This window comes from Mycobacterium sp. TH-M106 (assembly GCF_057473765.1).
Genome location: NZ_JBYCLE010000491.1, coordinates 1 through 14,762, shown reverse-complemented (window position 1 = coordinate 14,762; position 14,762 = coordinate 1). Strand labels below are relative to the sequence as shown.

Sequence of the window (14,762 nt, the reverse complement as noted above, 5' to 3'; positions counted from 1 at the left end):
TCAACGTCCTGTGGGCCATGCTGCGCGACCACCAGGCCTATCAACCCACCACACCTAACGCCGCGGCGGCTTGACAACTTCATTGAGAATCTCCTTCGGAGGGGAGCCGGCTGGGCCGCGCAGTTCACCGGAGGCTGTCCGGGCAGCGCAGATCCCGGCAGCCAGCTGGATAAAGTTCAGGTGGGCGGGTCTACGGCACTAAGGCAGACAGCAACAGCTGCAGACGCGCTTGAGATCGACGTGCCGCCGGGCGACCAGGGCAATCCCGGACTGGGTGCAGTGGGCAGCGGTCACCCGTCCGATTATGCCATGCCCGCTCGGTACCGCGTGTCGCTCCCCGAGATATCCGCCCATGCGCGAGACGATGAGTGCCGGTCAAACAGCCCTGAGGAAGGCAGATTAATCGTATGGACACTGCGAGCGAAACGACACCCGGTCCGCCGCCGGCAGCCAGAACGGCCGGCCGCCGCCGGGTGAAGCGCCGAACATGGGTGGCCGCTGCCGTGGCGGTTGCCGCGCTGGCCGGGGCGGGCTACGGGGGGTGGCAGCTACTGCAGCGGCACGAAACCGATGTGGCTGCCGAGCAGGCGCTTGCCGCCGCGCAGCAGTACATGTTCACCATGACCAACTTCAACAGCGAGGTTGTCGCAGACAACATGAACGGCCTGCTCGACGGCGCGACCGGCGAGTTCAAGGACATGTACGGCAAATACCGCTCAGATCTGTTGGACGTTGAGGTAGCCAAGAACGCCTCGGCGCGCGGGACCGTCATCGACTCGGTGGTCAAGTCCGCCAGCAAAGACAAAGTGGTGGTCGTGCTGCTCGTCGACGAAGCGGTGACCAACACCGACCTTCCCGACACGCAGATAGACCGCAGCCGCGTCAGGATGACGATGAACAAGGTGGACGGCCGATGGCTGGTCGGCTATTTGGAGGTGTTATGAAACCGGTTATTGGGCTGGCGGCCACCGGGGCTATCGGGGCGACCGCGGCCGTCGGGGTCGTCGTGGTGTCGTTCGCCGCTTCCGGCGTCACGGCTCACGCCGACCAGGTCAACTGGCAGGCCGTCGCCCAGTGCGAATCCAGTGGTAACTGGTCGGCGAACACCGGCAACGGGGCCTACGGCGGCTTGCAGATCAAGGAGTCGACCTGGGAGGCCAACGGTGGGGTCGGATCGCCCGCCAACGCCACCCCCGCGCAGCAGATCGCGGTCGCCGACCGGATTCTGGCCACCCAGGGGCCCGGTGCCTGGCCAACCTGCATGTCGCGAATGCGTGACCAGCCGGGCACCATGCCGGTGGGTTCGCTGACACATTTCATGACATTCCTGGTCAGCCGGCTCGAGGGCGGCGCTTAAGTTAAGGGCGGTAGCTGGGCCCCTGGGGCTGGCTTCTGCTGCTTTCTCTCCAGCTCGCTATGTCGGTTAATGTTCAAGGCAGCCCACGGTTCTTAGGAGACCGGCACGGCCTGTCGGCGAGCCGTAACGGGCAATCGGATCGCTGCAGTTCTGAAAGCCGCCGGCGGCTACGGAGAAGACGACCCGCTAGGCAGGATGTCGAAGATGGTCTGACCGACACCGCTCGGGGTGTTCGAGATATAGATAGGCTGCAGCGCGAACGGGGTGTCACCGGTGCTAGGGAAACCACCCAGGATCGGCAGTAAAAAGTTCGGCACCACCAGCGGGTCGTTTTCGCCGGTCGCCACGTAGGAGTAGAGCAGGTGCTGCCCGTCGTCGTCGTACACCGAGATGTGGGTGCCCAGTGTCACGACACCGGGCAGGACGTCATCCAGCACCGCACCCAGCTTGCCCAGGCCAACGGCGCCGAGGAGCCTGTAGATGTTGACGTCTCCGGCGATCGAGGACGGCAGGACGCCGGTGACGCCGCCGGAGTCGATGACCATGGCAACCGGTTGAATCGGCCCGTCGTTGATCTGGATGCCGAGATTGGTGAACGGCGATCCGGCTACAGTGGGCCCGGCCGGCAGCGGATTCGGGCCGAACTGCAGCAGACCCTGCGGCTGGTCGATCAGAACACCCTGACTCAGATCGCGCGGTAACGCTGTGATCGGCGAGGTGGCGTTCGGGCCGAGAGCGCCCGGCCCGATGCCAAAAATGCCGTCGGCGGGGGCAAGACCGGAGCTGAAGGGCCGCGTGCTGAACAGCACCACGTTGACGACGCCGTGCTCGGTGCCGACGCCATTACCGACGTCGATCGTCGTCGGGACCGTCACATAGACGACGATCTCCTCGGCGCCGCCGAACGCAGCGATGTGTATGCCCCCGATCGGGAAGCCGATGTGCTGCAGCCCGATGTCGGAGATCGGCAGCATGATCCCCAATGACCCGGTGTCGACGATCACCGGCACACTCGGCCCGCCACCGACCGAGACGTCGGTTACCGCCCTGGTGTCGAATGTCGCCAGCGGAACGGCGTTCGGCGGCGTGGTGCCGGGGCCGTTGGCACCGTGTTCGCCGGAGAGCGAACCGGCCGCGCCGCCGAGCCCGCCGATCGCACCCTGGCCGCCGGCGCCGCCGTCACCGCCGTTACCGAACAGCTCGGCGTTGCCGCCGGCGCCGCCATGCGCAGCGTCTCCGGTCCCGCCGGCGCCGCCGTTGCCGAACAGCCCGGCGGCACCGCCGTTGCCGCCGGCCACGCCGGGCTCGGTGCTGTCCCAGCCGGGCCCGCCGCTGCCGAACAACAAACCCCCGTCGCCGCCGTCGGGATCGAGTTTTGTGCCCGCTGCGCCGTTGCAGACCAGGCCGCACGCGGCGGGGTCGCCCAGCGACGTGACGACGATCTTCTCGAGTTCGGCGACAAATGGGTGGAGCGCGGGCTGCAGCGAGCCGGGCTCAGAGGCACCGTCGGCGGCTGCTGCTATGAGGACATGCTCGGACGGGTCGAAGCTCAGGCCGTGCCAGTTGGCGGGGTCGGCCATCGTGGCCCAATCAGCGGCCCAATCGGCCGGATTGACCAGATCGGCCAGCAGCTCGTCGAAGTCCGCCCGTGCCAGAGGCACAGCAGCCAGCGGGGCCAAGCCGAGCGCCAAAAAAGCCGCCATCGCCGCACCGGCCCCGACCAGCCGGCGCTGCCGCCGCTGCACGCCGATAATTCCTCCCATAAATTTCTTAACTAATTACGAAGCGCGCTCAAGAAGCCAGGACCAGGTTAACATATTTTTCTCTTGGGCTCAGCAGGGCGGCGGTCAGCCCGGCAGGTCGGTGAGTGCAGCCCTCCAGTGGTCGGATACGGGCCCGGATACAGGTCGGATGGGCATCGGATGGGCAGGTTCCGGAGCCGGTCCTTCCCGTTGGTCGTGAGATGATCGGGCCTGATGACGTTATCTCCCACGGCGGTCCGCCTGCCCGATGCTGCATTGGTTCCCCGGCGTCCGTTCGGGCTGTATGTGCATGTGCCGTTCTGCCTGACCCGCTGCGGATACTGCGACTTCAACACCTACACCCCGGCGGAGTTGGGCGGCGTCAACCCCGACGCCTGGCTGGCGGCGTTGTGCACCGAGCTGGAGATGGCCGCCGGCCGCCTGGGCGGGCCGACGGTCGACACCGTGTTCGTCGGGGGCGGGACGCCGTCGCTTTTGGGCGGTGCGCGGCTGAGCCGGCTGCTGGACGCGGTGCGCTCGGCGTTTGCATTGGCGCCCGGCGCCGAGGTCACCACCGAGGCCAACCCCGATTCGACCTCGCCGGAGTTCTTCACCGCGATCCGCGCCGCCGGCTACACCCGGGTGTCGCTGGGGATGCAGTCGGTGGCACCGCATGTGCTGCACGTCCTGGACCGGGTGCATGCGCCGCACCGGCCGGTGGTGGCGGCCCGCGAGGCGCTGGCCGCCGGTTTCGAACATCTCAGCATGGACGTGATGTACGGCACTCCCGGCGAAACCGACGACGATCTGCGCCGTTCGATCGCCGCCGCACTTGAGTCCGGCGCCGATCACGTGTCGGCCTACGGCCTGATCGTCGAGGACGGCACCGCGCTGGCCCGCCGAGTGCGACGCGGTGAGCTGCCTGCCCCCGACGACGACGTGCTGGCGCACCGCTACCAGCTGGCGGACGCAGAGCTGCGTGCGGCCGGCATGGATTGGTATGAGGTGTCCAACTGGAGCCGCCCCGGCGGACAGTGCCGTCACAACCTCGGCTACTGGGGCGGCGGCCAGTGGTGGGGTGCCGGGCCAGGGGCGCACAGCCACGTCGGCGCGATGCGCTGGTGGAATATCAAGCACCCCAACGCTTATGCGCAACTGGTTGGCGACGGCGAGCTGCCGGTGGCCGGTTTCGAGGAGCTTGACGACGCCGCCGCGCACACCGAGGACGTGATGCTGCGGTTGCGGACACGAAAGGGCTTGGAGCTGACACTTCTCGACGCGGCAGAGCGGGAGCGTGGCGCGGCAGCCCTTGCCGACGGCTTGTTGGTCGAGCAGGGCGAGCGGTTCGTGCTCACCGATCGCGGTCGGCTGCTGGCCGACGCCGTGGTGCGCGCCCTGCTGGGATAGTCCCGACGCCACCCATGCGACTCGGCGCCGGGCAGCGGTAGGTCTCATCGGCGAACACGATGGCGTCCAAGCGGTGCTCGACGCCGTCGCTGGTGCGAATGCCCGCGGGGCACAGTCTGGCGATCGGCCAGTCGATGAGCTTACAGTTGTCGCGCTGCAGCGCAGGATAGTAGTCGCGGGACACCACGATGTGCCGGCAATCCTGGGCCGGGCTGGGGGTGAGTTGGCGCCGCAGCCACGGATCCTTGACCATCAGGCGCAGGTGGACCCGGGCCAGCTGCCGGGCCAGCACCGGCACGCCCGCGAACAACTGGCGGGGCAGCACCCAGCTGGGTGCGCGCTGGAACAGTGTGACGGATTCGGCGCGCTTGACCAGTTCGGGGACGATCTGAAAGACACCGGTTCCGGCGTCGACGACACCGACCCGTTTGCCGGTGAAGTCGTAGCCGCGCCATTCGGCGGCGTGGATGTTCTGGCCCGCGTAGGAGTCGGCGCCGCGTACCTCCGGGAGGCCGTGCAGGCCGGTCTGCACCGGGTGGTAGGTGATCTCGTTGAACCAGCTCGGAACCGGCTTGAGCAGTCGCTTCGGGTAGCGGGCCGACAGCCGCACCGCGGGGTCGGCCAGCCGATGGTATCTGCTGGCCGGGTCTGTGACCATGGTGGTGTAGCGCTTGACGATCCGGTACGACGGTATCCGCCGGGTGCGCTCACCGCGATCGCCGAACTTCTGAAACCGCATCAGTGCGGCGTGAAACCGCTCAGGGTCTAGCCCCATGCCGATGATTTCGTCGCGCACCCGGCTGAACAACGTGATGCCCAGCAGCACACCGACAACCAGCCCGGGGGAGGCGACCTTGCGGACGAAGTCGATCGCCAGCTTGCGGGCTTTGCGGTGCCCGATCATCTCGAGCACCTCGAAGTCCACGGCGATGTGCCGGGATTCGTCACTGTTGATCTTCTCGAACACCTGGTGGCAGACCGGGTCGTCGACCTCGTCGAGCAGAAACCTCAGCAGCGCGCCGTCGAGTGTCACCTCCAGCATGGGGATGACCGTGCCCAGCACCGACAGCGGCATGCCGTCGGAGTAGCGGTCCAGCCACTGCGTCGCCAGCCGGATGTGGACGTTGGGTTCGGGGATGTCACCGTCGTCGAGCATCCCCCAGCGTTTCATCAGCGCCAGCTGCGCGTTGGCGTGGCGTTGCTCCTCGGCGTGGAAGTACCGGTAGATCTCGGCGAGAGTGGCGGTAGGGGCCTTGCGCGCCATCGCCGCGAAGCCGCGGGCACCGATGTTCTCGATCCAACACAGGTCGGCCATGAAGGCCGTCAGCTTGGGCCGCAACTCGGGCCGGATCATCTCGGCACCGGGCGCGTCCCAGTCGATGTCGGCCAGCGCCCACTGCCGGTCTTTGACCCTGGCGAGCATGACGTCCATGTCAACAGCCATCGGCGGCAGTCAACAGCAAATGACGGCGCTCGTCAACGGCGCCCCGCCCGGCGTCAACCCGCGCCGGTATGCTGCAAGGCGCTGCCCACAGGAGGGGTTGATTGATGGCAAGCGCGACCCGGCGATACGACGTGGCCGTGGCCGGCGGCGGGCCGGCGGGCTCGGCCGCGGCGTGGCGGGCCGCCCAGACTGGGGCGAGGGTGGTGGTGCTCGACAAGGCCGAGTTTCCGCGCGACAAGCCATGCGGTGACGGATTGACTCCCCGCGCCACCGGCTACCTGCAGAAAATGGGCCTGGCCAGCGAGATTGACAAGTACCACCGCATCAACCGGGCCATGATCTTCAGCCCCAGCCCATGGGAGTTGTCCTTCCCGCGCCGCCCCGGCATGCCCGACCACGGCCACGGCATATCCCGCCGCGAGCTGGACACGTTGCTGCTCAAGAACGCCGAGGCCGCCGGCGCCGAGGTGCGGCAGTCCGCCGAGGTCGTCGGCCCCATCCTCGACGACGCCGGGCAGGTCACCGGCGTCACGCTCAGAGGTGGTGAGCAGGTGCTGGCCGACGCGGTGATCGCCGCCGACGGCACCTACTCGCCGGTCAAACGCGGGCTCAAGCTGATCTCGCCCTACCACGGCTACTCCGCGATCGCGATCCGTGCCGAGATGTCGGCCAACCGCCCGGACGCCGACAGCCTCGACATCTACCTCAAGCTGCGGTTCCGCGGCGACCAGCTGCCCGGCTACGGCTGGGTGTTCCCGCTCGGCGGGGGCCGGGTCAACGTCGGGCTGGGCTATGTCAACAGCTACAAGAATTGGCAGCAGATCAACGCCACTGCGTTCCTCGGCGAGTTTTTGGCCACCCTGCCCGCCGACTGGGAGCTGCCGGGCATCGACGAGCTGCAGACATCGAAGGCGCTGCAGGCGTGGCGGCTGCCGATGGGTTTCAACGCCTGGCCGCCGTGGCGGCCCGGCGTCCTGTTCGCCGGCGACGCGCTGGGTGCGGCCAGGCCGGTGTCGGGGGCGGGCATCTCCAAGGCGTTGCAGTCCGGGCTGGCCGCCGGTGAGTGCGCCGTCGCGGCGCTGCTCAACGGCGGGCCCGGCGACTTCACCAACTACGAGCAGATTGTCCAGGCGACCTGGGGCAAGGAATACCGTCGCGGCCGGTTCTTTCACAAGTTGGTCGGCATCCCGGCGCTCACCAGCGCCGGGCTCAAGGTGCTGGACACCATGAGCCATCCAAGACTGCGTGCGCGCCTGCTGTTCTGGGAGAGCACGCTGTCGGGGCGGTAGCGACCGACCCGGCGTCACCGGCCGACGCCGAGGTCGACGCCGGCGAGATGCCTACCGGCAACTCTGTGCGCCTGCCGCGGTCTGGGCGTGTTCGACGATTGCTCTTTTGTCGACCTTGCCGACCGCGGTGGTGGGCAGCACCGGCAGCACCACCAGGGTGTCGGGCCGGGAATGGGTGGCCACCCCGCGGCTGTCGAGGTGGCGGTTCAGTTCTGCCAGACCTACCGGTGGGCCGTCGAAGACCACGGCAGCGCAGATCCGTTCGCCCAGCTGCTCGTCGGGCAGCGGCACCGCCGCCACGGCGCGGACGGCCGGGTGGGCCAGTAGGTGCCCCTCTAGATCGCCCGCGGCGACGGTCTCACCGCCCCGGTTGATGACATCCTTGATGCGTCCGGTGACCTGCAGGTAGCCGTTGGTGAACCGCCGGACCCGGTCTCCGGTGCGGTAGTAACCGTCCGGTGTGAACGATCGCCGGTCGGCGTCGCGGAAGTAGCCGTTGATGGTGTAGGGGCCGCGCACCAGCAGCTCGCCTTCCGCACCGGCGGGCACTTCGGCACCGGCGTCGTCGACCACCCGCAGCTCGTCGGCCTCGGACAAGGGGCACCCCTGAGTGGTCTCTACCAGTTCGTCGGGGTCGTCGAGGCGGGTGAAGGCGAGCAGTCCCTCGGCCATCCCGAACACCTGCTGCAGGCCGGGCGTCAGGGCGGCGCGGATCCGGCGGGCGTCCTCGGAGGCGAGCGTGGCGCCGCCCACCTGCAGCAGCCGCAGCGACGCCGGCGGGACCGGCTCCCAGTCGCAGGCTTGTGCCCACAGCTTCGCCAGGGGCGGCACCAGCGCGGTGACCGTGACGCGGTGGCGGGCGATGGTGGCGAAGGCCGCTTCGGGGCTGGGGTCGCTGGCGAAGACGGTGGTGGCGCCGACGCTGACCGCGCCGAGCAGGCCGGGGCAGGCCAGCGCGAAGTTGTGCGCCGCCGGTAAGACAGCCAGATAGACGTCGTCGTTGGTGAGCCGGCACAGCTCGGCGCTGGCGGTGGTGTTGTAGACGTAGTCGTCGTGGGTGCGGGGGATGAGCTTGGGCAGTCCGGTGGTGCCGCCGGACACCAGCAGCAGCGCCGGAAGCGCGGTGTCGGCATCGCCGGGACGACCCAGCTGCCTGTGCTGTGGTGGCTGGTCGGCGAGGAGCGTGGCAAGCCCGACGAACGGTCCCGGGTCGCCGTCGACGACGACGTGGCGCACGCCGGGATGCGCCGCGGTCAGCTGTTCGGCCAGCGGTCTGGCCGTGTCGGTGATGACCACGCCGACCGCGCCGCTGACTTCGGCGAAGTGCCCGAGCTCGGCCAACCGGTGTCCCGGTAGGCACAGCACCGGGATAGCTCCGGCTCGTAGCAGGGCGAACAGCACGACCGCGAACGCCGACGAGTTGGGCAGCGCGACGAGCACCCGGTCGCTGGGTTCGATACCGAGGGCGGCGAACCCGGCGGCCCCCCGGGTGGCGAGTTCGTCCAACTCGGCGTAGCTGTAGCCGCCGGTGTCGTCTGCGACGGCGACGCGGTCTGGCCAGCGTGCCGCGGCTTGTCGCAGCAGGCAGTCGACCCGGCGGCCGGCCCAGTAGCCGGCAGCGCGGTAGCCGGCCGCCCGCTGCGGTGGGAACGGCACGAAACCGGCCGGCTGCGGTTGCGCCACGAATTCGGGCGGATCGGGGACGGCGACGGCCACTGGGCAGCTCCCTGATTCGATCATCTCGGAGACCATCGTGTAGCCTACACAAAGTTAGGGCAGCCTCGGCTAATTGATAGGGTTGTGCTCGTGGATATGCGATGAGCCGGGTGCTGGCGATCGTCGGAGCTGGCGCGAAAGCCGTGGCGGTCGCCGCCAAGGCGGCGGCGTTGCGTCAGATGGGCGTCGACACAGTGGATGTCGTCGCCGTCGAGCGGGCTGGGGTGGCCGCCAACTGGCGAGCCGAGGGCGGCTGGACTGACGGCCGGCAGCGGTTGGGCACCAGCCCGGAGAAGGACGTCGGCTTTCCGTACCGCTCGGCTCTGCTGCCCGGCCGCAACGGCGCGCTCGACGAACAGATGATGCGCTGGAGCTGGCAGTCTTATTTGGTCGCCACCGACCAGTTCGTCGGCTGGGTGGACCGGGGCAGGCCGGCGCCGACGCACGACACCTGGGCGGGGTACCTGCGCTGGGTCGCCGAGGTGACGGGGTTGAAAGTCGTCCAGGGGGAGCTGGTCAAGGTCGCGATCGACGGATCCCGCTGGGTGCTGCAGACGCACGATTCCCGACTGTCCGCCGACACGCTGATGGTCACCGGCCCGGGCCAGTCCGAGCGGTCCATCCTCTCCGGTGACCCGAGGGTGCTGTCGATCGCGCAATTCTGGCGGCGCACCGTATGCCGGGACCGCATCGTCGCCGCGAACGTCGCGGTGGTCGGCGGCGGCGAGACCGCCGCGTCGATACTCAACGAGCTTTTCCACCACCGGGTTTCGACGATCTCCGCGATCTCGCCGCAGCCGACTCTGTTCACCCGCGGCGAGGGCTACTTCGAGAACTCGCTGTTCTCCGACCCCACCGGGTGGCGTAGCCTCACCGCCGCCGAACGGCGTGACTGCATCGCGCGCACCGACCGCGGCGTGTTCTCCGCGCGGGTGCAGGAGTCATTGCTGGCCGACGAGCGGATCAAACACGTGCGCGGGCGCGTCACCCGGGTAGCCAGTCGTGACGATCAGATCTGGATCACGGTGCATACCGACGGTCCGGTGCCGCTGGGGCGTGGCAACGGCGCCGGGGGGTCCGCGAACACCTACGGTTTCGACCTGGTCGTCGACGGCTCCGGGGTCGACCCGCTGTGGTTTCTGCCGCTGCTGAGCCGAGACGCGCTGGGCAGTCTGGAGTCGTGGCTGGACGGGCCGCTGACCGCGGAGCGGTTGGAGGAGTCCATCGACGACGGTCTGTCCGTCGCGGGCTTCGTCCCGAAGGTGGTGCTGCCGAATCTGGCGGGCCTCAACGAAGGGCCGGGTTTTCCGAACCTGAGCTGCCTGGGGCTGCTGTCCGACCGGGTGCTGGGCGCCGAAATCAGTGCCGCCGATGCGTCGGTGGACAAAAGCAGTGCGTACCAATCGGTTTGACGACCGAGCCTGCGTGGGCAGCTAGGCTAGGCGTCTAGGCGGGCCAGGACGTCGGTGATCGACGCCCCGCCCAACAGTTCCGCCACGTCGAGGTCGTGGTTGAGCTCGGTCTTGACCCGGCGGCGAAACTCGAGTGCCTGCAACGAATCCAGGCCGATCGCGACCAAGGGTGCGGCCACGTCGATGGCGTCGATCGCGTCGGCGCCGTTCACGCCGATGGCGCCGGCCAGCATGCCCAACAGTCGCTGGCGCAGGTCGGTAACCACGGCGGGGGCGGGGGCCGCGGCGGGCGCATCGGCCGGAGCGGCCAGCTGCGACAGCAGCGGGCGGTAACCGTAGGCCGCCAGCACCGGCTCGGCCCGGGCCAGGTCGAACGCCGCGACGACGACGTTGCCGCGGGTGCGGGTCATGCCCGCCGCGATCGCGTCTGCTGGGCGCATCGCCAGCAGGCCGGTGGCGGTCAGCTTCGCCCAACCGGCAGCATCGAGATCGAGCACCGTCCACTGGCCCCACTGCACGCAGAGGCAGTCCAGACCCTCGGCCCGCAGGCGGTGCGCCATCGCGTCGAGCATCCGGTTGGCCGCCGCGTAGACGATCTGGCCGCGGCCGCCGATCGTCGCTGCCACCGACGAGCACAGCACCACCCGGCAGTCGCGGGTTCGCGGAAATGCCGCCAGCACCCGCCCGATGCCGACCACCTTGGCCCGCAACAGCCGGTCGGCCTGCTCGGCGGCGATCGCCGCGAACTCCCGGTCCGAGTACACCATGGCGGCGTGCACGATCACGTCTGCGGGCGCGTCGCGATACCGCTCGGCCAGCCGCGACACCGCCACCGAGTCGCCGATGTCGCACCGGGCGACGTCGATCCGCGTCGAGGTGGCCGAACGGATCCGGCGCAGCCGGTCGGCGGCTTTGCCGGCCTCGCCGGACCTGCTGACCAGCGTGATCCGCCGAGCACCCCGGCGAGCGAAGTGCTCACAGAACTCCAGGCCGAGGTTGCCGGTGCCGCCGAGGATGAGCACATGGTGCGGGGGTCCGATATTGGGTCCGGGTCCGCTGTCTGGGGTCTGTTCGACGATGCGCTTGGCGTAGAGCCCGCCGTCGCGCAGCGCCAACTCGGTCTCGTCTCGGGTGTGCAGCGCCGCCAGGATCGTGGCTGCCGATGCTGTGGGCACCGGTGCGGCAGGTAGGTCCAGGTGCCGAAATCGCACACCCGGGTGTTCGGTGCCGACGCAGCGGAACCCGGCACTGGCCGCGGCATGCACCGGATCGGGGGCGGGATCGCTCCCGACCACCTTCTCACCGCCGACCGTCACCAGCCAGTAGTCGGTGACCCTGTCGACCATCCCCGGCCACCAGATGCCCTCGGCGAAGAACGCCGAGACTGCGGCGGCCGCGGCGGCGTCGTCTTGGGCCGGTGACTTCGGAAGCAGGATGACGCAGGTGTCGCAGGTGCCGCGGGCGTCGCGGTCGTCCGGGTCCAGCAGGCGCGCGGTGGCGCCGATGTCGCTCGCGGCGGCGCAGAGGGCGGCGGCGAGCTCAGCGCAGCCCCCGGTGTGGTTGACGACGGCGACGTCCCGCGGCGACACCAGGGCGCGGCGGGCCAATCGCACCCAGTGCTCGGTGAGCAGCCGCGGCGGTGCGGCCTGCACCGTCGGCCCGGCCGGCTCCGGCAGGTCGCCGTGGTAGGGCAGCCACAACGGGACCTCGTTCATCCGGGTGTTGGGGAAATCGGCCAGCGGCAGCGGCGGCGGGCCGTCGGCCTCGATGGCCAGGTGTTCCCACGGGTAGTCCAGGTCGTTGACCGCCAGCACCGCGAGGTTGCGGGTCAGCTCGCCCAGGTCGCCACCGTCGCGGCTACAGGTGTCGACCACCAGGGCCGGGTGGTCGCCGGCCGGCAGAGCCGCGAGGTTGTCGTCGACGGCCGGCCGCAGCGTCGGGTGGTCGGCGAGTTCGACGAACGTGTCGATGCCGAGCCGGACGGCAGCCGCGATCGCCTGGTCGAAGCGCACGGTGTTACGCAGGTTCCAGAACCAATACCGATCGGCGGGCACGTCAGGTGGGAGCGGACCGCCGAGCGTACCGCCGAGGCAGGCGATGGCCGGTTCTCGCAGCGTTGGATTGTCCAGCCGCCGTCGCATCTGAGCGCGCACCGTGTCACCGATCCGGTCGATCAGGCTGGTGTGCGCGGGATAGTGCACACCGATGAGTTTGGCGAACGCTCCCCGCGCGGTGAGCGTGTCCACGATGGCGCGCGCGGTGGCTCGATCACCCGAGATTGCCGCCATGCCAGGTGAATTGATCACCGCCAGCTCCGCGAAGCCCGAACAGCCGGCCAGGATGTCTTCGCAGGTGCCCCGGTCGGCGGCGACTGCGGCCATCGCGTGGGCATCCGAGCCGAACTCGTCGGCGGCGCGGGCGCGGATGACGACGACGCGCACCGCGTCGGCCAGGCTGACCGCCCCGGACACGTAAGCGGCGGCGATCTCGCCTTGGCTGTGGCCGATGGCGGCCTTCGGGGCCACCCCGAACGAGCGCCACGTCGCCGCCAACGCCGCCATCTGGGTGAACAGCGCGGGCTGGACACCCAGAGCGGTGTGGTCGCCTGGATGATCGTCGGCCAGCAGGTAACCCAGCGGCGATGCGCCGGCCTCCGCCCGGAACGCTTCGGCGCAGCGATCCGCCTCGGCGCGAAACGCCGGTAACGAGTCGTAGTACAGCCGTCCCATCCCGGGCCGCTGGCCGCCCTGGCCGGGGAAGACGTAGCCGACCCTGCGCGCCACGGCCGGCGCGGTGGTGGCCACCACGGCGGGGTGCTCGCGGCCGTCGCCGACCGCCCGCAGCGCGGTGAGCAGCTCGTCGGTGCTGGTCACCATCGCCAGCACCCGATGCGGGCGCGCTGAGCGGGTCCGGAACAGCATGGTGGCGATCGCCTGTGGCGCCACCCCGGGATGTGCGGCGGCATAGCCGAGTAGGTCAGCCGCCTGGCGGCGCACCAGGTCGGCGGTCGCCGCGGTCAGCAGCACCGGAACCGCGCCGTTGGGCAGGAGGTAGGTACAGCTCGCCACGTTCATCCCGGTGTAGCGGCCGGCATCTCGATGACGGCGTGCGCGTTGGCGCCGCCCGCGCCGAATGACGACACCGCACCGTAGCGGGCGCCGTTTTTCGGCGCCCACCGGTGCAGCTTGGTGGCCAGCCGCAGGCCGACCAGATCCCAGTCCAGCTTCCTGGTGGGGTTGTCGGAGAACAGGGTTGGTGGAATGTAGCCATGCCGGCCCGCGAGCAGGAGTTTGATCAGCCCGAGCACCCCGGAGGCGGCCTGGGCATGTCCGGCGTTGGACTTGACAGAGCCCAGCAGCGCGGTGGATCCCGCCGCGCCGTATGTCTGGAACAGCGCGAGCAGTTCCACCGGGTCGCCGGCCGAAGTCGCGGTGCCGTGTCCCTCGATCATGCCCACGTCGGCGGCTTCGACGCCCGCGGCGTCCAGGGTTTTCTCGATGAGCTGGTGTTGTGCGCGTACCCGGGGCGCCAGGATCGGCTTGCCGCTGCCGTTGTGGTTGGTGCGGATGGCCCGGATGCGCCCGAACACGTCGTGGCGGAATTGCCGTGCCCGTGAATGGCGTTCGACCAGCACCATGCCGGCGCCTTCGCCCCAGACGGTGCCGGTGGCGTCGTCGGCGTAGGAGCGGCAGTGGCCGTCGTCGGAGAGTGCGTTGAGCCGCGCGAACTCGTAGAACGCCGTCGGTGCTCCCAGCACGCACACGCCGCCGGCCAGCGCCCACTCGCACTCTCCGAGCGCAACCGCGTTGGCGGCCAACTGCAGCGCGGTCAACGACGACGCACACGCCGAGTCGACCGATATCGACGGTCCGGTCAGGCCGAGGCTGTGTGAGATGCGCGCGGCGCCCCCGAGCTGGCCCATGCCGACGGTCCGGTGGCCGGTGTGGACGTCGGCCTGCGCTGTGCGGGGGCCGTACTCCGTCATCGACATCCCGACGAAGCAGCCGCCCTCAGCACCGGCGACGGTGTCGGGGTTGATCCCGGAGTTCTCCAGCGCCTTCCACGCCACCCGCATAGCCACCCGCTGCTGCGGGTGCATCACCAGCGCTTCGCGACGGGTGACACCGAAGTGGGCTGGGTCGAACATCGCTGCGCCGGTGAGGAATCCGCCCGCATCGCACACCCGTCCCCAGCCGTCGCGCCGCCACGCCGAGAGCAGGTCCTCCACCGGCCAGCCGCGGTCCCGGGGGAACGGGGTGAGCAGCTCCCTGGACTCGGTGAGCGCCGACCACAGCGCAGCGGGGCTGTCGATGCCGCCGGGCGCCTCGACGGCCATTCCGGCGATGACGACCGGATCGGCTGCTGGGGTTGCAGATTCGACGTCACTCACGCCAA

Annotated in this window: 10 protein-coding genes and 2 pseudogenes; 5 read left to right on the top strand and 7 right to left on the bottom strand. The window is 69.6% G+C overall.

Going from position 1 to position 14,762, the window contains the following annotated elements; all coding sequences use genetic code 11:
- Nucleotides 1–198: 198 nt before the first annotated feature.
- Nucleotides 199–354 carry an Ms4527A family Cys-rich leader peptide gene (locus tag AC2VOP_RS17360; protein WP_486962111.1) on the bottom strand — a complete coding sequence of 52 codons (156 nt, stop codon included), beginning with the start codon at nt 352–354 and terminating at the stop codon, nt 199–201.
- A 53-nt stretch (nt 355–407) separates the two neighbouring features.
- Between AC2VOP_RS17360 and AC2VOP_RS17355 the strand changes: the two genes are divergently transcribed.
- Together AC2VOP_RS17355 and AC2VOP_RS17350 are read left to right on the top strand one after the other, a co-directional pair.
- Nucleotides 408–944 (top strand): Mce protein, encoded by a 537-nt coding sequence (locus AC2VOP_RS17355; RefSeq protein WP_486962110.1) that lies wholly within the window; start codon nt 408–410, stop codon nt 942–944.
- Nucleotides 941–1,357 carry a transglycosylase family protein gene (locus AC2VOP_RS17350; protein WP_486962109.1) on the top strand — a complete coding sequence of 139 codons (417 nt, stop codon included), beginning with the start codon at nt 941–943 and terminating at the stop codon, nt 1,355–1,357. The genes AC2VOP_RS17355 and AC2VOP_RS17350 overlap by 4 nt, the downstream gene beginning before the upstream one ends.
- 167 nt (nt 1,358–1,524) lie before the next feature.
- Here the strand turns inward: AC2VOP_RS17350 and AC2VOP_RS17345 are convergent, their stop codons facing one another.
- Nucleotides 1,525–3,102, bottom strand: coding sequence for a PecA family PE domain-processing aspartic protease (locus AC2VOP_RS17345; RefSeq protein WP_486962108.1), 1,578 nt, complete (start codon nt 3,100–3,102; stop codon nt 1,525–1,527).
- Nucleotides 3,103–3,333: 231 nt separating this feature from the next.
- Between AC2VOP_RS17345 and hemW the strand changes: the two genes are divergently transcribed.
- Nucleotides 3,334–4,506: a radical SAM family heme chaperone HemW gene (gene hemW, locus AC2VOP_RS17340; RefSeq protein WP_486962107.1), complete on the top strand. Its 1,173-nt coding sequence runs from the start codon at nt 3,334–3,336 to the stop codon at nt 4,504–4,506.
- Between the two features lie 49 nt (nt 4,507–4,555).
- Here hemW and AC2VOP_RS17335 read toward each other — a convergent pair.
- Nucleotides 4,556–5,014, bottom strand: a pseudogene (locus AC2VOP_RS17335) (NAD(P)/FAD-dependent oxidoreductase); the annotation flags it as partial.
- Between the two features lie 24 nt (nt 5,015–5,038).
- A pseudogene (locus AC2VOP_RS17330) lies at nt 5,039–5,950 on the bottom strand (ferritin-like domain-containing protein); the annotation flags it as partial.
- A gap of 104 nt (nt 5,951–6,054) precedes the next feature.
- Between AC2VOP_RS17330 and AC2VOP_RS17325 the strand changes: the two are divergent.
- The gene (locus AC2VOP_RS17325; protein WP_486962106.1) at nt 6,055–7,239 is read left to right on the top strand and encodes an NAD(P)/FAD-dependent oxidoreductase; all 1,185 of its coding nucleotides are present in this window, start codon (nt 6,055–6,057) and stop codon (nt 7,237–7,239) included.
- A 51-nt stretch (nt 7,240–7,290) separates the two neighbouring features.
- On the opposite strand, the gene AC2VOP_RS17320 is transcribed toward AC2VOP_RS17325, so the two are convergent.
- Nucleotides 7,291–8,979, bottom strand: a complete 1,689-nt coding sequence (locus tag AC2VOP_RS17320; protein WP_486962105.1) for a (2,3-dihydroxybenzoyl)adenylate synthase — start codon at nt 8,977–8,979, stop codon at nt 7,291–7,293.
- Between the two features lie 77 nt (nt 8,980–9,056).
- Here AC2VOP_RS17320 and mbtG point away from each other — a divergent pair, with 77 nt between their 5' ends.
- Nucleotides 9,057–10,367 carry an NADPH-dependent L-lysine N(6)-monooxygenase MbtG gene (gene mbtG / locus AC2VOP_RS17315; RefSeq protein WP_486962104.1) on the top strand — a complete coding sequence of 437 codons (1,311 nt, stop codon included), beginning with the start codon at nt 9,057–9,059 and terminating at the stop codon, nt 10,365–10,367.
- Nucleotides 10,368–10,393: 26 nt separating this feature from the next.
- On the opposite strand, the gene nbtC is transcribed toward mbtG, so the two are convergent.
- Together nbtC and AC2VOP_RS17305 are read right to left on the bottom strand one after the other, a co-directional pair.
- Nucleotides 10,394–13,414 (bottom strand): nocobactin polyketide synthase NbtC, encoded by a 3,021-nt coding sequence (gene nbtC / locus AC2VOP_RS17310; protein ID WP_486962113.1) that lies wholly within the window; start codon nt 13,412–13,414, stop codon nt 10,394–10,396.
- Nucleotides 13,415–13,437: 23 nt separating this feature from the next.
- A complete protein-coding gene (locus tag AC2VOP_RS17305) occupies nt 13,438–14,703 on the bottom strand; it encodes a beta-ketoacyl [acyl carrier protein] synthase domain-containing protein (RefSeq protein ID WP_486962112.1) in 1,266 nt (421 codons plus the stop codon).
- Nucleotides 14,704–14,762 lie beyond the last annotated feature (59 nt).